Origin of the sequence: Pseudundibacterium arcticum (assembly GCF_042646465.1) — a bacterium.
GTDB classification, from domain to species: Bacteria; Pseudomonadota; Gammaproteobacteria; order Burkholderiales; family Burkholderiaceae_D; genus Undibacterium_A; species Undibacterium_A arcticum.
Genome location: NZ_JBHRTP010000032.1, coordinates 167,412 through 188,497 on the forward strand (window position 1 = coordinate 167,412; position 21,086 = coordinate 188,497).

Consider the following 21,086-nt stretch of genomic DNA (forward strand, 5'->3'; position numbering starts at 1 on the left):
GTGCCCAAATGAAAACGCCATCTTTTGCCTCAATAAAAGCCATGCCATCCCAATGCGGTGCGGCTGCGGTCGAACTCGCGTTGGTTCTCCCGATTTTCCTGGTTTTGTTCTTCGGCACGCTCGAGTTCGGGCGTCTGATTTATCTGTGGAATACGGTACAAGAAGTGAGCCGCAATGCGGCGCGAATGGCCGTTGTCACCGACTTTTCTAACGCCACCGCAATTACGGCTATCAAGCGCCTGGCAGTGTTTCGCACTTCGGACGGCACGCTGCCTGCGTCTGCTGAAGTCAGCAATGCCAATATCAACATCCAATATCTGAATGCAGCCGGAACGGTGCCAGCCGTGATGCCGCTCGACCCCGGTGACAACATTTCAGCCTGCCTGGATGCAACGAGAACCGATAGTTGCATTCGTTACGTTGAAGTAAAGGTATGCACGGCGGGTGCATGTGAGCCAATTCCGTTTGTTCCTTTGATCGGCTTTCTTTCTGCCGGAGCAGGGTCGTTGTCGACGTTGAGCCTGAGCATCCCTATTCCGATATCGACTGTACGGATGCCGGTGGAGAGCTTGGGCTTCAGCGGGACATGATGTCAAGACAGCGTCGTTAACAATCTGACTGTAGGCGGGAAAAATGAACAAACCCATGTTATCCATCGTAGATAAAGAAAGTATGAGCAAGGTGACGGCCATGAATGATTTTCATATCACGGTGATTTCCCCCAGTAAAAAGCATCTGGACGCGATCGTCGATGCTGTGCATGGTGTCTCTTTTGCTGCCAGTATTAACGCCGTCGAAGGATCACTTCAGGTGCTGGCATCGCGGATTAATCAAACGGTACCTGACGTTTTGATCGTCGACAGTGCATGCGACGGGCGCAGCGATCTGGAGCCGCTAGAGCAGCTCGGCCATCTGTATCCGAATATGGCCTTCATCGTGCTGTGCGAGCAGCAATCGCCGGATTTCCTGATCCAGGCGATGCGGGCCGGCGTGCGCGAGGTGTTGCCGTCACCGATCAATGCCGAGGCGCTGAAGGCCGCGCTCGACCGGATTCAGCACAAGCTCGGTTTTGCACCGCGCAAGCAGGGCAAGATTCTGTCCTTCATCTCTTGCAAGGGGGGCAGTGGCGCCACCTTCCTGGCCGCGAATCTGGCCTATGCACTGGCCCAGGGCGGCAAGAAGGTCGCGCTGATCGATCTCAATTTGCAATTCGGTGATGCGCTGCTATTCCTGTCCGATCAGAAGCCAGCCACGACCCTGACCGATGTGGCGCGCGGCATTCACCGGCTAGACCCGGCCTTGCTGGAAGCGAGCATGGTCAGCGTCGATCGTAATCTGAGCGTGCTGGCAGCACCCGAGGACCCGGCGCACGGGATGGAAGTCAAACCGGACCACATCGATGCGCTGCTGAAGCTGGCACGTCATCAGTACGATTTTGTGGTGCTCGACGTCGGCCGCAATCTGGACGCGCAGACCATCAAGGCACTGGATCATGCGGACATGATTTTTACGGTGTTGCAGATCACGCTGCCCTTCATTCGCGATGGCAAGCGATTGCTCGACGTGTTCCGCACGCTCGATTACGCCAAGAACAAGGTCCAGTTGGTGGTCAACCGCTTCGAAAAAGGCGGCGACATCGGGCTCAAGGATCTGGAACAGTCACTCGGCAACAAGGTGATGTATACGGTGCCGAATCACTACGACGCGGCCGCCACGTCGGTCAACCAGGGCATTCCGATTGCCAAACTGGCGCGCAATAGCCCAATCACCAAGACGTTGCAGGAGTGGAGTGAGGCACTGGCGCGCGAACCGGAGCAGGACGGCGGCAGCTGGATTACACGCGTATTCAAGCGCGCATGATGGTGAATATGAAGGAGTATAGGCAAAAAATACCGTAGTGCCCTCGTATTCATTGGGTTTCTGCAAATACACGGACTAGTATATTTTTGTGGGAGTTACGCAAAATGCGTAATTTTGTAGGACGGGTGGAACCCATCATTAAGCGACAAGGGAGAAAGATGGGTTGCATCCATCCTGCTTTCTGTCTCGTTTGCGTAGGTCCAGGATTGAAATCAGCATCAAACACGTGACACACCGGAACCAGCCGCCAGCGTCAGCGAACTACCGCGGCATAAGCACAAAGAGGATGCATCATGTCATTACGAGACCGACTGGAAACCAATGAAAACGACGCGGGCCTGGCCGGTGTGACCAGCCTGCATAGCCGATCGAACGACCATCGCGCCTACCGCGCGCTGAAGATGCGGATCCACAGCACTCTCCTTGAGCGCATCGACCTGCAGGTGATGGAAAGCCTGAGCGAGCAGCAACTGCGCGAAGAGCTGAAGAATCTGGTCGGTGAATTGCTGAATGCCGAAAACGTCGTGGTCAACGACGTCGAGCGCAAGAACCTGGTGCGCGACATTCAGGATGAGATGCTGGGGCTAGGACCGCTGGAATTATTGATGTCGGACCCCACGATTTCCGACATCCTGGTCAATACCCACAAGCAGGTTTTTGTCGAGCGATTCGGTAAACTGGAAACCACCGACATCAGTTTCAATGACAATGCGCACCTGATGAAGATCATCGACAAGATCGTGTCGCGTGTCGGCCGCCGGGTCGACGAATCGAGCCCGATGGTCGATGCCCGGCTGCCGGACGGGTCGCGCGTCAACGTGATCATTCCACCGTTGGCGATCGACGGTCCGATCATGTCGATCCGCCGCTTTGCCGCCAAGCCGCTGACGATGGATAACTTCATCGAATATCAGAGCCTGATTCCAGAGATGGCGCAGTTGCTGCGGGGGCTGGCAAAGGCCAAGGTCAACATGATCATCTCGGGTGGCACCGGCGGCGGCAAGACCACCATGCTCAACATCCTGTCGAGCTTTATCGGTACCACCGAACGGATCGTCACGATCGAAGATGCGGCCGAGCTGCAGCTACAGCAACCCCATGTGGTGCGGCTCGAATCGCGACCACCGAACATCGAAGGCAAGGGCGAAATCACGCAACGCTCGCTGGTCAAGAATGCATTGCGGATGCGGCCGGATCGCATCATCCTGGGCGAGGTGCGCGGTGCCGAGGCGATCGACATGCTGCAGGCGATGAATACCGGTCATGAGGGTTCGCTGGCAACGATTCACGCCAACACGCCGCGCGACGCACTGACCCGGCTGGAAAACATGATTGGACTGGCTGGCCTGAATCTGCCATCGAAAGTGGCGCGGCATCAGATCAGTTCGGCCATCACAGTGGTACTGCAGATCGCCCGGTTGTCGGACGGCAAGCGCAAGGTGGTCAGCATCCAGGAGATTACCGGGATGGAAGGCGACATCATCACGATGCAGGAAATCTTCAGCTTCCGCCAGACCGGCATCACCACCAGCGGCGCGGTGTCCGGACATTTCTGCGCGACTGGCGTGCGGCCGCGCTTTTACGAGCGCCTGCGGGTGCATGGCATCGAGCTGCCGGATTCGCTGTTCGATCCGTCCCGCGTCTACGAAGTAAAGAGCTGAGCCGGAGGTTGACATGGACTATCTCTACATCCTGTTTGGGCTGGCGATTTTTGTCGCGGTGGTATTGCTGATCGAAGGCGTGTACGTGACCTGGAATTCGTCGCGCGGGCCGGAAGCCAAGCGGATTGCGCGTCGCCTGCAGGCGATGTCGGCCGGCAGCCATAGCGCGCAAAGCGACGTTTCGATTTTGAAGAAGCGGCTATTGAGTGAATCGCCCGATATGCAACGCCTGTTGCTGCAGATCCGGCGCGTGCATAACCTGGACCGACTGCTGCAGCAGTCCGGCTCGACATTGAATGTGTCGCAGTTCGGTCTGGCTTCGGCCGCTTGCGCTGTGGTGGCGTTGTTGGTCCTGTTGATGTTTCATGCGCCTGCAATCGTGACGTTAGTGGTCGCCGCCGCCGCCGCCACCTTGCCCTGGTTGTGGGTGGTGCGCAAACGCCGCAAACGCTTGACGCGCATCGAGGAACAATTGCCGGACGCGCTGGACTTGCTGAGTCGGGCCTTGCGGGCCGGCCATGCCTTGCCGTCAGCGATCCAGATGGTGGGTGAAGAAATGACTGACCCGATCGCCGGCGAGTTTCGCATCGTGTTCGACGAGGTGAATTATGGCGTGTCGATGCAGGATGCGCTGATTAATCTGTCGGCCCGCGTGCCGGGCACCGATATCGGTTACTTTGTGGTGGCGGTGCTGATCCAGCGCGAAACCGGTGGCAATTTGACCGAGCTACTCGGCAACATCGCGACCATCGTACGCGAGCGGCTCAAGCTGTTCGGGCAGATCCGCGTGTTGTCGGCCGAAGGACGTCTGTCGGCCTGGATACTGAGCCTGCTGCCGTTTGCGCTGGCCGCTTTGATGAGCCTCATCAATCCCGAATTTATGAAATTACTGTGGACCGATCCGGTTGGCAAGAAATTGTTGGTTTGGATGGCGGTGTTCATGCTGTTCGGCATCGTCTGGATGCGCAAAGTGATCCGCATCAGGGTTTGATCCGGGGTTGATCTGGTTGAAGAGGGGAATGTCATGCCTGCAATCTACATGGTTTATCTGGGCGTCGTCTTTGTCGCCGTGTTCGGCTTCGCGATGCTGATGATGCGTTATCTGGTACCGAGCCAGGTGCAGCAACGGCTGCACAGCTTTGTCGATAACCACGGGGGGAAAGCCGAAAAGATGGCTGATGCCTGGGTAGCCCGCGTCGCCAAGCTGTCCGGGCCACTAGCCAAACTGTCGTTACCGGAAGATGGATGGGAGAAATCGTCGCTGCGTACTCGCTTCATGAATGCCGGATTCAGGGGCGAGCAGGCACCGGTGATCTATTTCGGCGCCAAGACCTTGCTGGCCGTCGTCGGACCGATCCTGCTGTGGCCGGTCCTGATTTTGTCCCACCCGACGCTAAATTCGACGTCGACCATGTTCTACCTATTGCTGGCGTCGGCGATCGGATTCTATTTGCCGAATCTGGTCCTGTCGCGCATGGTGGCGGCGCGCCAGTTGGCCGTTTTCGAACACTTTCCCGATGCGCTCGACCTGATGGTGGTGTGTATCGAAGCCGGCCTGGCGATGGACGCGGCGATCGCGCGGGTGGCGTCGGAGATGGCGGTATCGGCGCCGGTGGTCAGCGAGGAGCTGCACCTGGTGACGCTGGAGCTGCGCGCCGGCAACAGCAAGGAAAAGGCGCTGCGCAACCTGGCGATGCGCACCGGGGTCGAGGATGTCGACACGCTGGTGGCGATGCTGATCCAGGCCGAGCGTTTCGGCACCAGTATCGGTGATTCACTGCGGGTGCATTCGGATACCCTGCGCACCAAGCGGCGTCAACGGGCGGAAGAGGCCGCGGCCAAGATTGCGGTGAAGCTGCTGTTCCCGCTGATCTTCTGCATCTTCCCGGCCATCATGCTGGTGCTGCTGGGACCGGCAATGATTCAGATCTATCGGGTGCTGTTGCCGATGATGTCAGGGCAAGGATAAGGAGATTGCGATGAACAAGTTCCGACTGTTGCCGCTGGCTTGCAGCCTGCCGGTATTGCTCAGTTGCAGCGCACCCGTTGGCGCCCCGCCGAGCTCGACAAATTCAGCGATGCGAATCGAGCCGGTATTAAGTATCCGCAATTCCGACGGCAACGCGCGCGGTCTGTATCAGCTGGGGCGCTATTATCAGGGCCAGAACCGGCTGGAACAGGCGGCCGACGCCTACCGCAAGGCGGTGCAGCAGCATGCCGACTATATCGAAGCACGCAGCGCGCTCGGCACGATCTATTCAACGCAAGGAAAATACGACGCGGCAATCGAGGAGTTCTCCGCAATCCTGAAGTTGGCGCCACAGCTGGCGCACATCTACAACAATCTCGGCTATACCTATTATTTGCAGGGCAGCTATGCCGAGGCGGTGGCCGCCTTCGACAAGGCGATCGCCATCGATCCCGACAATCCGCGTCCCTACAATAATCTGGGATCGGTCTATCACCAGCTGGGCGAGCAGCAGCGCGCGCAGCTCGCATTCGCACGCGCGAATGCGTTGACAGCGCGTGCCGCGGCCACGCCAGGTTCCGCTGCCGGCGATGCGTCGCTGGCCGTTGCCGGTCGCGGCGAACAGTCGCCGGACTCGATCGCGCTGACCAATCCTGCCGCGCCGATTGCGCTGCAAACCGTTGCTGCAGGACCGTCGACTGCGCTGGAGGCGACTTCCCGGGTGTTTACGTCTGGCGAACCGGCTGTCGTCGTGCCGGTCGCACCGACCACCCCTGCCGCAACGATAGCATCGACCGCAGCGGCTGCAGTCGAATGGAACGAGCCGTCGGCCGCGACGCCAGTATTAGCGGCTGGCGAACTTGCTGTAGTGCCGGCCGCACCGACCACCCCTGCTGCAGAGATAGCATGGTCCGCATCGCCCGCCGTCGCATCGAACGAGCTGTCAGCCCCGACGCCAGTATTTGCGGCTGGCGAATTGGCTGTTGTGGCGGCCGCGCCGACCACCCCTGCCGCCGCGATTGCATCGACCGCAGTGCCTGCCGTCGAATGGAACGAGCCATCAGCGGTGGCACCGACATTCACGGCTGGCGAATTGGCTGTTGTGGCGGCCGCACTGACCACCCCTGCGGCAACGATGGCAGCGGCCGCAGTGACATCGATCGAGCCGTCAGTCACCGCGCCGGCTGAACCTCGCGAGTCCGGCGCTTTTGCCACGGCAGACAGAAAATTCAGAATGGAAATTGCCAACGGCAACGGCGTACCAGGCCTGGCCAGGCGAATCGGCGCCACCATGGCAAGCCAGGGCTTTGCGCCCTCGCGCCTGACCAATCAGAAACCTTATCGGCAGCTGGAAACGACGGTCCGGTATCGCGATGGCTTCCATGACGAAGCACTGCGGATCAGTCAGCAATTCAATAAGCCGACCAGACTGGTAGGCAATGCGAACCTGCGCGACACCGTCGATGTGCAACTGGTGCTTGGCAAGGACGTCATCAGTAATGTGGCCCTGTTCAGATTGAACTTGGCGCCAATGAAACTGGCGAAAAAAGTTGTGCCGCTGCTTGACGAAAAGAGTTGAAAGAGTTGGCTTTGTTTGAGTGAGCGCGCGCGATATGCTGCCTACTTTATCTCAAAGTGAAAAGGTGTGTTTTGTGTAACAGGGAGCGGGCACGTATCAGGCGGATCGTAAAACGCTATTGATACATGCCTAGCAAGGCGATGCGGTGGCGCCATCTTTGCCGCAATCAATAAAAGGTGTAATCGTGAATATAAAAGCGATCAAGCTAATCAAAACTTGTGCCCTGTTTGTGGCAGTCGGCCTTGGTGGATGTGGTGGCAGTGGTGGTGAACCCACGAACGTGCTGGCCGCAAACTGCGCGAGTGGAGTTGCTGCACCCAGCAGTTGTACCGCCATTACACCTGCTACAGCGGCTATTGCCGCGACCCTCTTCACTACCGCCCCGAGTGCTGTCACCATGACTTCTGGTGGAAGTGCGACCTACACCGTGGGCGGAGGTACTGCGCCCTACACGGCCACCAGCGGCAATACGAGCGCAGTCACAACGACCCTCGCCGGTACAACCCTGACCATCAACAGCATAGCGGCGACCAGCATATTGGCGGGCGCTGTGCCGATTGCCATCGTGGATTCAACTGGTAAGTCTGTGACGATTAACGTGACGGTCCTAGGGATAGGAGCAGCGGGAACACCGCCATCTATCTTTCCCGCCTCAATTACGACAGGCGACTGCACCACTAACATACCGTTTATTTTTTCTGGTGGAACTGCCCCATTTACCATCTTCACCAGTGACAACATTGCTGTACCGGTCAGCGCTGCCATGCCCCTCGGAACAAAATCCTTCTTTATGGCCAGTGTTCTCTCACAGTTCCTGAGTCCAGACACTGACGTAGATGGGCTTAAGACAGTTACTGTTCCTAGGGTGGCAACCGTCACTGTACTTGATAGCCAATCTAGGGCAGCGACGGCTACGATCACCATACCGTTGGCGCATCTCACCTGCCCGAACAATCCTCTGTTGCAAACAGCGCCCGCTTCTGCGAACGCCCATGTTACTGAGATACTGGCCTTCCAGATCACCGGAGGTATCGCACCGTATTCCTTTACTTCGAGCGCACCGGGAATCGCGAACGTTGTTGGAAGCTCCAGTACATCGTTCAACGCTCAAGGTATAGCAGTCGGGACTGCTTTGCTTACTGTCACCAGCGCAGATGGCCAAAAGGCAAACATAACATTTACGGTTTTCTAAAATAGGTGAATTCGCGCGGGTCGCAGAGGACTGAGGGTCACCTTTGCGCTCCCGCGCCATAATCCGTACTCCGAAAGTTTCGATGCAAGCGCATACCAGAACCGCTAAATTTTAGGTGGAGGCGTTCGCACTCTTCTCGGCCAACATCGAGATATTAGGTATCTTGCTTGCCAAGTAGCGTACCGTTGGCGTTGCATCGCCCTCGAACTGACCTTACATCGTCGCAAACATCGCCACCACCGCGATCAGCATGATCGCCACGCCCATCCAGCCGATTACCGTATAACCAGCAACCAGCACTTGCTGCATCTCGCGGATTTCGTAACTGTTCAGTCCGCAGGCTAGCGTTGAATGAAGATGCACAAGAGACCATTCGCCCTGAGTGGGTCCGGTTGCCATGAGTAGATCCGTTCGCCCTGAGTAGTGAAGCGTATCGAAGGATTGCTTGAGTCAGCAGACCCTTCGATACGCCCTTCGGGCTACTCAGGGCGAACGGTCCACTGCCTGTAACTGACACGCCGCACCATAGCGGGCTGAACAGTTTCCGGATTTCTTTCTGAAAGCATCACTTAGCGGCATATTCGCAACTTTTGGCATTACAGAATCCGGGGTGCATGGCTTGCGCGGTGCTGTCGAACGGGGGATTGATGCCCGCACTGATGCAAATCGGTTCCGCAAAAAAAAGCGCACACCCCACTGCGGGATGTGCGCTTTTTAATTACGGCCGATCAGGGAATCAGCGCGAAATTAACTGCAGTCTGGTTGGCGACCGAGATATCCACCGACAGGATCGACAGCGTTGTATAGCCGTTCGCCGAAGCCTCCAGCTTGTACTTGCCGGTACCAGGTGTCGTGGTGGTCTGCGTTGCAAACACCAACGGCAGGGTCGCGCTGTATGGGGCCAGTTGCGGCGCCACGGTTGGCAGGCTGAGCGTGTAGGCGCCGGTCGTCACGTCTGCACCCTGGTACTTGATCGCGACCGTCGGACCGGCGGCGAAGCTTTGCTTGGCAGTGACGTAGGCAACCTCGGTGCTGCTAACGGGATTGAGGCTCGCGATGCCGCTGATCGTGCGGTCTGCAGTGGCTGCCGCTGCCAGACTGATCGGCGCGGCGCTGGTGCTGACTACTACCGTACTGGTGGTGCTGGCGACCGGCACTGCCGCGATGACGGCGGTTGCACTGTTTTCGGCGGTGATGACGACGTCGTAATTCAATCCGCCCATAGCTCTGGGTTAGCCAAGTCCGGGGCGAGGCTTATCAACGCACTACGACCTTGAAGGGCTCGCTCTTTCCAGCCTTTGCCTCGTTGCAAGGCATCTTGCCAAGCTGCGTTAAATACGTCTGCCTGCCCATTTTCAGAAAAATAGCTTGCCAAGCTCGCTGCCTGCAAGAGGTCCTTTTTAGACTTGACTCGCTCGCTGACTGGCCGCTCCCCATAGACGATGAGCTTGTGAACAGCAAATCGTTCCGGTGCCGGCAGATTAACGGCACAAGAGCCTGCGTTTCCGAATACGCAGCCTTGCGTTGTTTGCTCAAGCGAAAATTCCATGAATTTCAGGGGTTCGAGCGCCAAGTTGAGGTCGGGCAGCACTACGGTCTTGTTATCCCTTGTCATGCTGGTGACGAAATCTATCCGCAGCTCCTGGTCTTTGGGGTTGCGATATTGCGCGCCAGCCGAACCGTTGAATTGCGTTATCGGCAGCAAGCCCATTTCAAGGGACTCAAGTGCTCCGAGGACATCGAGTTTGATCGACGCAGGCAGGGCAACCGAGACATTTCGCCCGGCATGCGCAAAATCGACATCAAGCGTCGCCGCGCCAGCTAGCCAGCGAACACCCAGCATATTGCCTATAGCAAGAAATGCGTGGGTGCCGATAAGAATGCCTCCGGCGCGGAAGAACCCGTATTCGGCAAGGCGCTTAATGATTCTAAAATGCTTTGGTGCGACTGGCGTGCATCCCAATGCAATAGCCGAGCGCGCAGCTGGTGCAAGAGGTTTGTCTTGTCGAATTTCGGCAAACTTGGCGACGAGCGCTTGTACTCTGGCTTCGTCAGGCCCAACGTACGCCATTCTGGTTCTTTGGTCGGTATCTCTGTAAGCAAAATACCAATAGGATTTGCCCTTGCGCTCCAGTTTTTGGAAGCTTCCTTTGAGCCCGGCCAGTGCGTTTGTCATTTCAAACGAACGCGTTTGCTCAAACAGCTCGGCATAAGCGGTCTGGGACGATAATTTCAGCTCAGAAAATCTCATAACGGCCTCCAGTTGCTAAACATTTTATCTTATTGTTTAGCAACGAGCAACGAGCAACGAGCAACGAGCAACGAGCAACGAGCAACGAACAACGAGCCACCAGCAACCAGCGACCAGCAACCAAAACTTGCTGCATCTCGCCGATTTCATAACTGTTCAGTCCGCAGTGGTGGGTTGCATGAATGATGCACAAAAGGCCGTTCGTCCTGAGTAGGTCCGTTCGACCTGAGTAGGTCCGTTCGCCCTGAGTAGCGGAGCGTATCGAAGGGAGCGTATCGAAGGAAGCGTATCGAAGGATTGCTTGAGTCAGCAGACCCTTCGATACGCCCTTCGGGCTACTCAGGGCCCTTCGATACGCCCTTCGGGCTACTCAGGGCGAACGGTCTACTGCCCGCAACTAACACGCCGCACCATAGCGGGCTGAACAGTTACCGGATTTCTTTCTGAAAGCATCACCTAGCGGCATACGCAACTTTTGGCACTACTGAATCCGGGGTGCATGGCTCACGCGGTGCTGCCGAACGAAGGATTGATGGCTGCACTGATGCAAATCGGTTCAGCAAAAAAAAAGCGCACACCCCACTGCGGGATGTGCGCCTTTTTAATTACGGCCGATCAGGGAATCAGCGCGAAATTAACTGTAGCCTGGTTGGCGACCGAGATATCCACTGACAGGATCGACAGCGTCGTATAGCCGTTCGCCGAAGCCTCCAGCTTGTACTTGCCGGTACCGGGTGTCGTGTTGGTCTGCGTTGTAAACACCAGCGGCAGGGTCGCGCTGTATGGGGCCAGTTGCGGCGCCACGGTTGGCAGGCTGAGCGTGTAGGCGCCGGTCGTCACGTCTGCGCCCTGGTACTTGATCGCGACCGTCGGACCGGTGGCGAAGCTTTGCTTGGCAGTGACGTAGGCAACTTCAGTGCTGCTAACGGGATTGAGGCTCGCGATGCCGCTGATCGTGCGGTCTGCAGTGGCTGCCGCTGCCAGACTGATCGGCGCGGCGTTGGTGCTGACCACTACCGTACTGGTGGTGCTGGCGACCGGCACTGCCGCGATGACGGCGGTTGCACTATTGTCGGCGGTAATGACGACGTCGTAATTGCCCGGTACCAGGCGCGCCAGGAAGAACTCGCCAGTGGTGGCATTGGGTACGGTGGAACTGACGATCGTCCCGTTTTGTTCGGCCGATACCATCACATGCTTGCTCAGCATGGCCGGGCTGATAAAGCCGTCAATCCCATTGAGTACGGTCGGCACCACCTTGACCACAGGCTTGAGCGCAAAGCCGCCGTTGCCTTTTTTGACGACCGATTTGCAGGCATCGAAGTCGAGCACCAGGTCGACGCGTTGACCGGCGGCGACGTCGAATTCATTGATCAGCTTGATGCCGCTTTGTACTGCGCTCGGTGTATTGAGCGAGACTTCAGTGGTGCTACCGGTCGCGACCACCGAATTGGCCAACGCCGAACCGGCATTGCCGTCGAGTACTAGCCGCAGCTGGGTATAGTGGCCGGGTGTCAAAGGTGTTTGGCCCAGATCCTCCAGCGCACCGTTGGTCAGGTTCAGCAGATTGATTTTCCTGGCCGGGTTCAGCGTGATGTCGGTCCAGCCGGCATCGTTCTCGCTGGCAGTCGCGCTTTGGTGGACGCGCACCTTGTTGACGGTGATGTTAACCGCGTCGAAGCCGCAGGACGGCGCGTCGGTCATGGCCACGCCGAGCGTGCCGTTGGAGGAGGATGGCGAGCCGCCACCACCACCGCATGCCGCGACCAACGCGGCGGCCGAGATGGCGCCTGCCAGTCCTATCAATTTGAATTTGTTCTTCATGGGATTTCTCCTGAGTCGTTCGAGTTGTGTATCCATATCTGCCAACCAGATTACCTTGCCCGGTTGGCCAGAATCCGCTTTGGATCAAGCGTGGAGGCGAAATGAAAGCGGTTGTCTGGCAGCATCGGCCGGCCAACAACGCACCGGTTCCAACTATATGCGGAAGAATTTTTTAGGCGACGTTTGTTTCAAATGGAAACAATTAGCGTAATTTCAATAGTGTGATTTTTATAACAATCAACGCCGCGGGCGGTGCGCACGACCGCGGCGGGCGAAGAATTTGGCGATCCAGGGCAATTGCACGAAGAACCGCATGAACATTGGTGCTGCCGGGTTGAGTTCCCTCCCCTCCCGCCTTGTAGGGGGACCAAGTAGGATGGGTGCAACCCATCATTGCGGACGTGGATGATGGGTTGCACCCATCCTACGCGCGGCAAGACGGAAGGGGCGAGAAGCCCTAGCCTGCAACGATCTTCATGCAATCGCCCTGTTTGGCGGCCCGCTTGCCGGGCCGCAGCGGAACGATGGCTTCGTTATTTTTCGGCCAATGCGGAAGCGCGAATTGCCTCCAGCGTCGCATTCGGCGTGATCAGGTTGCCGTCGTAGCGCAGCTCGATCAGCGCCGGCAACTGTGTCGATTGCGTATGCGCGACTGCGCGTTGCAACGCCGGCGCGAATTCGGCCGTCGCATTGACCACTTCGCCATGCGCGCCGAAGGCCCGCGCCACTGCGGCGAAATCGGGATTGTGCAACTGTGTGCCCGATACCCTGCCCGGATAATGGCGCTCCTGGTGCATGCGTATTGTGCCGAACATCTGGTTGTTGAAGACCAGGATCACGACGCCGGCGCGATATTGCACCGCGGTTGCCAGTTCCTGGCCGTTCATCAGGTATTCGCCATCGCCGGCGAAAATGACGACGGTGCGGTCGGGCGCCGCGATCTTGGCGGCGATGCCGGCCGGGACACCATAGCCCATCGCGCCCGAGGTGGGCGCCAGCTGAGTGCGGAACCCGCCATAGCGGTAGAAGCGATGCGCCCACGACGCGTAGTTGCCGGCACCGTTGGTGACGATGCTGTCGGTTGGTATCGCCTGCATCACATCCTGCACCACTTGCCACAGATCGAGCGGCGACTGACCATCCTGGAATACGGGCGGCGGCGCCTGATACGCATCCAGTTCTGCGCGCGCTTCGGCGCAGCTGTGCCGCCAGGCTTTGGCATCGACCGGTTCCATCGCGGCCAGTAGCGCGGCGATCTGCGGCATGCCGCTGTTGATCATCAGGTCGGCCTGGTACACGCTGCCGAGTTCTTCGGCGCCGCCATGAACGTGTATCAATTTCTGTTGCGGTAGCGGCGCTTCGATCAGCGTGTAGCCGCCGGTCGTCATTTCGCCGAGGCGCGGTCCGATCGCCAGGATCAGATCGGCGTTCCTGACACGCGCGGCCAGTTTCGGACTGATGCCGATGCCGACATCGCCGATGTAATTGGGATGATGGTTGTCGAGCAGATCCTGGAAGCGAAACGCACATGCAACCGGTAGCCGGTTGCTTTCGGCGAAGCGGCGCACATCGTCGCACGCGGCCTGGTTCCAGCCGCCGCCGCCGAGCAATACCAGTGGCCGTTGTGCGGCTGCCAGCATGTTGCGCAGCTGGGCGATTTGCGCAGTCGAAGGCGATGCCTGTACCGGAATGTAGCGGCGCGTGTCGGCCACGCTGGCGCGCGCGACCAGCATGTCTTCAGGTAGCGCCAGCACCACCGGGCCGGGGCGGCCGCTGGTGGCGACCTGAAACGCATGCGCGATGTATTCCGGGATGCGGTCGGCACGGTCGATCTGGGCCACCCATTTCGCCATCTGTCCGTACATCCGGCGGTAGTCGATTTCCTGAAACGCCTCCCGGTCCGTGTAGTCGCTGCCGACCTGGCCGATGAACAAGATCATCGGCGTCGAATCCTGGTACGCGGTATGGACGCCGATCGATGCATTGGTGGCGCCCGGACCACGCGTGACGAAGCAGATGCCGGGATTGCCGGTGAGCTTGCCGTAGGCTTCGGCCATGAAGGCGGCGCCGCCTTCTTGCCGATTGACGATGAAGCGGATCGGCGCATCGTACAGCGCGTCCAGCACGTCGAGATAACTCTCGCCGGGAACGCCGAAGGCGAGCTCGACGCCGTGAATTTTCAGGGCGTCGACCAGGATCTGGCCGCCGCTGCGATTGCTTGGATCTGCACGGTGCATGTGATTGCCATAGTTGCCAAAAACGCTAACGTAACAGAAAAATTGCGGCCTGAACACGGTGACAATTGCGCCCTCAGGGCGATTGCATAAAGATCGTTGCCGGCTAAGGCTTCTCGCCCCTTCCGTCTTGCAACGCGTAGGATGGGTGCAACCCATCATCCACGTCCGCAATGATGGGTTGCACCCATCCTACTTGTTGAACAAGATCAGGCAATCGCACGAAGATCTGCACAAACATTGGTGATGCCGGGTTGAGTTCCCTCCCCCTTGCAGGGGGTTAGGGGCGGAGCAGGGAATTCAGGAGGCATGCCTCCTGCCTGAGTAGCGGTATCCGCTTGCAAGCGGATACACATGGACGCGGGGTAGTGCGGTTGATAAATAATGCACGTTGCCGATCGACCGTCCTACCCCCATCCCAACCTTCCCCCTGCAAGGGGGAAGGGGCGAGAAGCCTTAGCCTATGAGCACGGTGATGATTGCGCCCTGCGTGCACGCTCCTTACGTTACAATGCCGCCTGAAGCAAGCCAGACAGCCGCTGGTTATCGTTGCGACTTCGGTCGCGGCGATAACGGGAGGAAGGTCCGGACTCCATAGAGCAGGGTGACGGTTAACGGCCGTCCGCTGAAAGCCGCAAGCGAAGTTTGCCTAGCAAATTTTGCCCAGGTATAAGGCGAGGAATAGGGCCACAGAGACGAGCGTATTAAGTTACGGTGAAACGCGGTAACCTCCACTCGGTGCAATTCCAAATAGGCACGCGTTGATGTGGCTCGCGGAGCGTGCGGGTAGGAAGCTTGAGCGCCGGAGTAATTCGGCGCCTAGAGGAATGGCTGTCATAGCGGCGGGTCGCAAGATTCGCTGCCGTAACAAAATCCGGCCTATCGGCTTGCTTCACTGTATTTCAGATTTTCGCCGGCGCACGCCTAGCTGATGCGCCGGCGCGAGATCCCTCACTTGGATCGAATGCTTCGTTACTCGCCGAGCAATTCGGCGACCAGTTGCAGTCCGGCGATATGTTCGGAAACCACCTTCACGATCACTATGATCGGGATCCCGAGCAGCAGGCCGGAAATACCCCACAGCCAACCCCAGAACAGCAGCCCGATGAAAACCGCCGCCGCATTCGTTTTGGTGATGCGGCCGGCCATCCAGGTCGTAACGAAAATGCCGACCACGGTCGCGATCGCGAGCGAGCTGCCGGCCACCAGAAACAGCATCGGAAAGGTACTGAATTGCATGAATGCAGCCAGACCGGTCGCGATCGCGGTTAGCAGCGGCCCGAAGTAGGGAATGATGTGCAGAAAGCCGCCGGCCAAGGCCCATGCCCCGGCGTTCTCGAGTCCGATCCAGCGGAACGCGCCCCACATCAGCAGCGCCGCCAGCGCATTGGTGACCATCATCGTGAACATATAGTGCTGGATCGAGCGGTTGATGCCGTCAAGCATGTGCACCGTAATCCTTTTTTGCGAGATCGTCGGCCCGGTCAGCTTGACCAGTTTGCGCTTGAACATGTCGCCCGACAGCAATAGAAAAAATACCAGAAACAGCACCATCAAGCTCTGGCCGATCCATTCCACCGCGCCCATCGAGCCGGCCCATAACCACGAGCTCAGCTTGAATGGCGACTCGGCGGCGGGCGTTGCCGGCCGCCGCTTGAGGTCGCCGTCGGTGGCCCGGCTGGTGGCTGTTTCGATTTCAGTGGCGGCGGCCTGGATCTGTTCGATGGTGCCGCGTTCGCCGCTGCGTGATCTGGGTATCGCGCGAGCCAGCTTGTGGGCGGCGTCGGGCAACTGTTCCAGAATCGCCTGAAACTCGCCGTACAAAGTATTGGTCACGGCGACGGTACCGCCCAACAGCGTCAGCATCACGACGGTGGTCGCGATCGCGCGCGGCAGTTTCAACTTTTCCAGCCAGGCCACGACCGGATTGAGCGTGTAGGCGATGACGATGCCGAATGCCAGCGGGATAAAAAATTTCTGCGCCCATTGCAGCGCAAACACGAAAGCGATCACCACCAGTATGGCCAGCGCCGCCCCGCGTGCTTCGACCCGGATGCTGTCAGAGGTGGGGCTCACAACCCCCGGCACAGGATCGTCCGTGTGTGGCGCTGCCGTCGTCACCACGGTTGTTGGATCATCGGTTCGCCCAGTCTGTTGGGGGTCGGTCTGCATTGCGCGCTCGCTATTGAATTTGCTCGAATCAGCAAGGAATTAGGTGGAGTATATGGTCAATGCCATTAATTTATTAGCGATAATTTAACTATCGCTAATGGAGTATATTTTCGCCGCAGCTGCCGAACGGGCCCGCCAAGCTGCTGAAGTCGACTTTAGCACACCGCTCGGCGCGGCAGCACAGGCGGTGGTTGGACCCAGGGCTGTTTATTTCTACAAGAGCGTTCGCGCTGAGTAGCCGACCGACCTGAGTAGATCCGTTTGCCCTGAGTAGGCCCGTCTGCCCTGAGCGGGTCCGTTCGCCCTGAGTAGGTCCGTTCGCCCTGAGTAGCGCAGCGTATCGAAGGGAGCGTATCGAAGGGAGCGTTTGTCAGGCTGAGCCAAGCTTCAATACGCCGCTTTGGGCTACTCAGCCCGAACGGATAACTAAGGTGAAAAATTAACAGCCAGGATGATTGCATGAAAATCGTTGCAGGCTAGGGCTTCTCGCCCCTTCCCCCTTGCAGGGGGAAGGTTGGGATGGGGGTAGGACGGTCGATCGGCAACATGCATCATTCATCGACCGCACTACCCCCACCCTAACCCTCCCCCTGCAAGGGGGAGGGAACGCAACCCGGAACGACGACAAGCTTGGCGCCCACGCAGCCTTGAGTATTGGCTATCGTCAAGGGAATGCCGCTCTGCGCTGGCGTGCCAAGGTTTTGGAGCCTATGATAAAAGATATTGACTGCCCCTGGCAGTGCTGGAGAGTGCCCGGGTGTAACCTAGATACTGGCGCATCGATGCAGCGCCGCTGTTTGTCTGTTTCAGGCTTCTGGTTCTTTCTTTTATAAGGAATTGTCATGAACAAACATAAAATAGTTGGCATTGCATTGCTTGCCGGCAGCGCCCTATTGACCGGCTGCGCCGACACCGGTCAACCGGCATCGCAACCGTATAACCAGCCGTATAGCCAGCCGGCTAGTCCGGCCCAGGGCAGTTATCCCACATCTTCGCAAAACTATGCCAGCGGCTACGGCGTGATCGAGGCGATCGACGTCGCTCCGGCAGCTAGCAGCAGCCCGGTTAATGCCGGGACCGTATTGGGCGGCGTGGTCGGCGGATTGCTCGGCAACCAGGTCGGCAGCGGCAGCGGCCGCACTGCGGCGACGGTCGCCGGTGCGGTGGGCGGCGCGGTCGTCGGCAACCAGATTGAAAAAAGCAGGACCGCCCCCAGTCAGGCCTACCAAATTCGGGTCAGGCTCGACAACGGCAGCTATCAGACAGTCGCCCAGGATGATGTGGGCGATCTGCGCGTCGGTAATCGGGTGCGGATCGAGAACAATCGGGTGTATCGCTATTGATTGATTGATTGATTGATTGGTTGCTGCTGCGCGGTTGGTCCATGCCGGGGGAGTGGAGCATGGGAGTGATTCTCCTGGTAATCATGGTTCTGGTTTTCGTCGGCAGCTTACCGCATTGGCCGCATAGCAGGACTTGGGGCTATGGGCCGAGTGGCGGGGTCGGCGTGGTTATGCTGATCGTCGCGATCTTGGTACTCCTGCACAGGATCTAGCGTCGCAGGGTTTGGTTCAATCATTGAAAGGGATCTCATGCTTAGCAAATTCATCCGTGTCATCTTGGCGACCGCGTTGTTCGGCGGTGCGCTGCTCAATTGCAGCGCTGCTTTGGCCCAGACCTCGGTCGATCTGAGTCCGAGCGATAAAGATCCCGCGCGCTGGTATGTGGAAGACAGCACCGCCAGGGCGCAAGTGAAGACATCGCAGAAAGAGGCCGCCGCAGCCTATCAACAGGCGCTGGCCGAGTGCCGGAAAATGCGTGGTGCCGAGGCAAAATCCTGTGTGAAGGAAGCACGCGACAATTATCAGAGCGATATGGCGGACGCCAAGAAACCGCGGACCGAGCCCCAGCCGCAGTCCCAGCCGCAGCCCCAAGCTCAGCCGCAGCCGCAGCCCCAAGCTCAGCCGCAGCCCCCGGCCCCAGCCCCAGCCTCAGGAGTCGCGCCGCAGTGACGAGCTGACGCACCCGGGATGCGTCTTGCCTGATGCGGGACACTGCGCGACTGGCCCGACCGGTTGGTGGAAGGGCCGCCAAGCTGACTTCAGCGGCCGAGCGCTGTCGCGTCGATTTGGGCGGCCCAATAGCGGCGATCCGCTGTTTTCCGACGGGAGCAAGCCATGAGTTATAGCACCGAGGCGATACGCACCATTGCACTGCTTGGCCACACCGCCGCCGGCAAGACCAGCCTGGTGGAGGCGCTGCTGCAGGCGGCAGGGATGATCGGCGCCGCCGGCACCGTCGAGCGCGGCAATACCGTCAGCGACTTCGATGCGCTCGAGCGCAAGGCCGGGCACTCTCTATACTCATCCATAGTCAATTTGAATCATCTTGATACGCGGGTCCATTTAATCGACACGCCTGGCTACCCGGATTTCATCGGGCAAGCGATCGCGGCGCTGCCGGCGGTGGAGACGGCCGCCATCGTGATCAACGCGCAGACCGGCGTCGACCTGAGCGCGACGCGGATGATGGCGCTGGCGCAGCAGCGCAAGCTGTGTCGCATGATTATCGTGAACAAGATCGATGCCGACCATCTCGACCTGCCGGGTTTGCTGACACGACTGCAGGAAGCGTTCGGCAAGGAATGCCTGCCGATCAACCTGCCGGCAGCCGGCGGCAGCAAGGTGGTCGATTGCTTCTTCAACCCGAGCGGTGACGCCGATTTCTCGTCGGTCGCCGCAGCACATCAGGCGCTGGTCGATCAAGTGGTCGAAGTCGATGCCGATCTGATGGCGCTGTATCTGGAGCAGGGCGAGATCGCGCCCGAGCAGTTGCACGCGCCGTTCGAGCAAGCGCTGCGCGAGGGGCATCTGGTGCCGGTCTGCTTTACCTCAGTGCGCAACGGCGCCGGTATCGCCGAACTGCTCGACGTCCTGGTCAAGCTGTTGCCGAATCCGGCGGAAGGCAATCCACCGCTGTTTTACCGCGTCGATCCGCAGAATCCCGACGCCCAGAAGGAACTGCGCGCCGAGCCCGATCCTGCCAGGCATGTGCTGGCCCATGTGTTCAAGATCACGCTCGATCCGTTCGTCGGCAAGATGGGCGTGTTCCGCATTCATCAAGGCAGCGTGCAGCGCGACAGCCTGCTGTATATCGGTGATCGCCGCAAGCCGTTCAAGGTCGGCCATCTGTTCCTGTTGCAAGGCAAGGAGCATGTCGAGATCCAGCAGGCGTTGCCGGGCGATATCTGCGCGGTGGCCAAGGTCGACGAGCTGGCGCTGGATGCAGTGCTGCACGATGCGGCCGAAGATGAGCATATCCACTTGCGTCCGTCCGAGTTTCCGACACCGATCTACGGCCTTGCGCTGGAGCCGAAGCGTCGCGGCGACGAGCAGCGGTTATGGGAAACCTTGCAAAAGCTCGCCGCCGAAGACCCCTGCCTGAAGGTCGAGCATATGATCAGCACCAACGAAACCGTGCTGCTCGGACTGGGGGAGCTGCACCTGCGCTCCGCGTTGGAGCGGATGCTGGAGGTCTATAAGGTTGACGTTGCGGCCCATCCGCCCAAGATCGCCTATCGTGAAACGATTGCCGGCAAGGCCGAGGGCCACAGCCGGCACAAAAAGCAGAGCGGCGGTGCCGGCCAGTTCGGCGAAGTGTTCCTGCGGGTCGAGCCGCTGCCGCGCGGCGCCGGCTTTGAATTCGTCGACGCCGTCAAGGGTGGCGCGATTCCCGGCCAGTTCATCCCGGCCGTCGAGAAAGGCGTGCGGTATGCATTGGAGGCCGGGCCGCTGGCCGGCTTCCCGGTGCAGGACCTGCGCGTCACCGTATACGACGGCAAGAGCCATCCGGTCGATTCCAAGGAGATCGCGTTCTTCAGCGCCGGGCGCAAAGCCTTGCTCGACGCGGTATTGAAGGCACGACCGCTGGTGCTGGAACCGATCGTCAACATCGAAATCGTCGGCCCGGAAAGCAGCATGGGCGACATCACCGGCGACCTGTCGGCCAAGCGCGGTCAGGTCAGCGGCATGCAAAGCGCCGCCGGCGCCATTGTCATCATCGCCGGCCAAGTGCCGCTGTCGGAGCTGAACGGCTACCAGTCGCGCCTGCATGCCAGCACCGCCGGACGCGGCAGTTATACGATGGCGTTCAGCCATTACGACGCGGTGCCGCCCGCGGTCCAGCAGCGCATGGCCAGCCAGTACAAGGCGGCGCCGGAGGACTGATGCGCCGTCGTGCGACGGATGCGTTGCGTCGCCTGATCCCCACCCACCCGATCTTCGGGTTTGCCATGGCGCCTGCGCCGTACTTGCCGGCATGACAATATACTCATCGACATTGTTG

At 59.1% G+C, this 21,086-nt stretch carries 17 protein-coding genes and 1 other RNA gene; 12 read left to right on the plus strand and 6 right to left on the minus strand.

Going from position 1 to position 21,086, the window contains the following annotated elements:
- The first annotated feature begins 8 nt into the window (after nt 1-8).
- The 7 genes from ACFOFO_RS11630 (at nt 9) to ACFOFO_RS11660 (ending at nt 8,261) form a co-directional block, all read left to right on the plus strand.
- Nucleotides 9-590 (plus strand): TadE/TadG family type IV pilus assembly protein, encoded by a 582-nt coding sequence (locus ACFOFO_RS11630; protein ID WP_390322263.1) that lies wholly within the window; start codon nt 9-11, stop codon nt 588-590.
- 100 nt (nt 591-690) lie between these two features.
- Nucleotides 691-1,860, plus strand: a complete 1,170-nt coding sequence (locus ACFOFO_RS11635) for an AAA family ATPase (RefSeq protein WP_390331574.1) — start codon at nt 691-693, stop codon at nt 1,858-1,860.
- A gap of 293 nt (nt 1,861-2,153) precedes the next feature.
- Nucleotides 2,154-3,521, plus strand: a complete 1,368-nt coding sequence (locus ACFOFO_RS11640; RefSeq protein WP_390331576.1) for a CpaF family protein — start codon at nt 2,154-2,156, stop codon at nt 3,519-3,521.
- Between the two features lie 13 nt (nt 3,522-3,534).
- A complete protein-coding gene (locus ACFOFO_RS11645; protein ID WP_390322266.1) occupies nt 3,535-4,512 on the plus strand; it encodes a type II secretion system F family protein in 978 nt (325 codons plus the stop codon).
- A gap of 33 nt (nt 4,513-4,545) precedes the next feature.
- Nucleotides 4,546-5,490 (plus strand): type II secretion system F family protein, encoded by a 945-nt coding sequence (locus ACFOFO_RS11650; protein ID WP_390322267.1) that lies wholly within the window; start codon nt 4,546-4,548, stop codon nt 5,488-5,490.
- Between the two features lie 10 nt (nt 5,491-5,500).
- Complete coding sequence (locus ACFOFO_RS11655) at nt 5,501-7,069, plus strand: tetratricopeptide repeat protein (protein WP_390322268.1); 1,569 nt, start codon at nt 5,501-5,503, stop codon at nt 7,067-7,069.
- A 184-nt stretch (nt 7,070-7,253) separates the two neighbouring features.
- Nucleotides 7,254-8,261: a hypothetical protein gene (locus ACFOFO_RS11660; RefSeq protein WP_390322270.1), complete on the plus strand. Its 1,008-nt coding sequence runs from the start codon at nt 7,254-7,256 to the stop codon at nt 8,259-8,261.
- Between the two features lie 213 nt (nt 8,262-8,474).
- Here ACFOFO_RS11660 and ACFOFO_RS11665 read toward each other — a convergent pair whose 3' ends face one another.
- From ACFOFO_RS11665 to ACFOFO_RS11685, 5 genes are all read right to left on the minus strand, one after another.
- A complete protein-coding gene (locus ACFOFO_RS11665; RefSeq protein WP_390322271.1) occupies nt 8,475-8,660 on the minus strand; it encodes a hypothetical protein in 186 nt (61 codons plus the stop codon).
- A gap of 329 nt (nt 8,661-8,989) precedes the next feature.
- The gene (locus ACFOFO_RS11670; RefSeq protein WP_390322272.1) at nt 8,990-9,484 is read right to left on the minus strand and encodes a hypothetical protein; all 495 of its coding nucleotides are present in this window, start codon (nt 9,482-9,484) and stop codon (nt 8,990-8,992) included.
- Nucleotides 9,472-10,512, minus strand: coding sequence for a GSU2403 family nucleotidyltransferase fold protein (locus ACFOFO_RS11675; RefSeq protein ID WP_390331577.1), 1,041 nt, complete (start codon nt 10,510-10,512; stop codon nt 9,472-9,474). The genes ACFOFO_RS11670 and ACFOFO_RS11675 overlap by 13 nt, the downstream gene beginning before the upstream one ends.
- A gap of 615 nt (nt 10,513-11,127) precedes the next feature.
- Complete coding sequence (locus ACFOFO_RS11680) at nt 11,128-12,336, minus strand: DUF4382 domain-containing protein (RefSeq protein WP_390322274.1); 1,209 nt, start codon at nt 12,334-12,336, stop codon at nt 11,128-11,130.
- Nucleotides 12,337-12,869: 533 nt separating this feature from the next.
- Nucleotides 12,870-14,573, minus strand: coding sequence for a thiamine pyrophosphate-binding protein (locus tag ACFOFO_RS11685; protein WP_390322275.1), 1,704 nt, complete (start codon nt 14,571-14,573; stop codon nt 12,870-12,872).
- A gap of 517 nt (nt 14,574-15,090) precedes the next feature.
- Here ACFOFO_RS11685 and rnpB point away from each other — a divergent pair.
- Nucleotides 15,091-15,468, plus strand: an RNA gene (gene rnpB / locus ACFOFO_RS11690) — RNase P RNA component class A.
- 74 nt (nt 15,469-15,542) lie between these two features.
- Here rnpB and ACFOFO_RS11695 read toward each other — a convergent pair.
- Nucleotides 15,543-16,646, minus strand: coding sequence for an AI-2E family transporter (locus ACFOFO_RS11695; protein WP_390331578.1), 1,104 nt, complete (start codon nt 16,644-16,646; stop codon nt 15,543-15,545).
- A gap of 938 nt (nt 16,647-17,584) precedes the next feature.
- On the opposite strand from ACFOFO_RS11695, the gene ACFOFO_RS11700 reads away from it, so the two are divergent.
- The 4 genes from ACFOFO_RS11700 to fusA all read left to right on the plus strand — a co-directional run bounded on the left by ACFOFO_RS11700 (nt 17,585) and on the right by fusA (nt 20,968).
- A complete protein-coding gene (locus ACFOFO_RS11700) occupies nt 17,585-18,085 on the plus strand; it encodes a glycine zipper 2TM domain-containing protein (protein WP_390331579.1) in 501 nt (166 codons plus the stop codon).
- A gap of 41 nt (nt 18,086-18,126) precedes the next feature.
- Entirely contained in the window at nt 18,127-18,297 is a 171-nt protein-coding gene (locus tag ACFOFO_RS11705; RefSeq protein ID WP_390327859.1) for a DUF3309 domain-containing protein, read from the plus strand.
- A gap of 37 nt (nt 18,298-18,334) precedes the next feature.
- Nucleotides 18,335-18,754, plus strand: coding sequence for a hypothetical protein (locus tag ACFOFO_RS11710; protein ID WP_390322280.1), 420 nt, complete (start codon nt 18,335-18,337; stop codon nt 18,752-18,754).
- Between the two features lie 165 nt (nt 18,755-18,919).
- On the plus strand, nt 18,920-20,968 hold the full coding sequence (fusA, locus tag ACFOFO_RS11715; RefSeq protein WP_390322281.1) for an elongation factor G: 2,049 nt from the start codon (nt 18,920-18,922) through the stop codon (nt 20,966-20,968).
- Nucleotides 20,969-21,086: the final 118 nt, after the last annotated feature.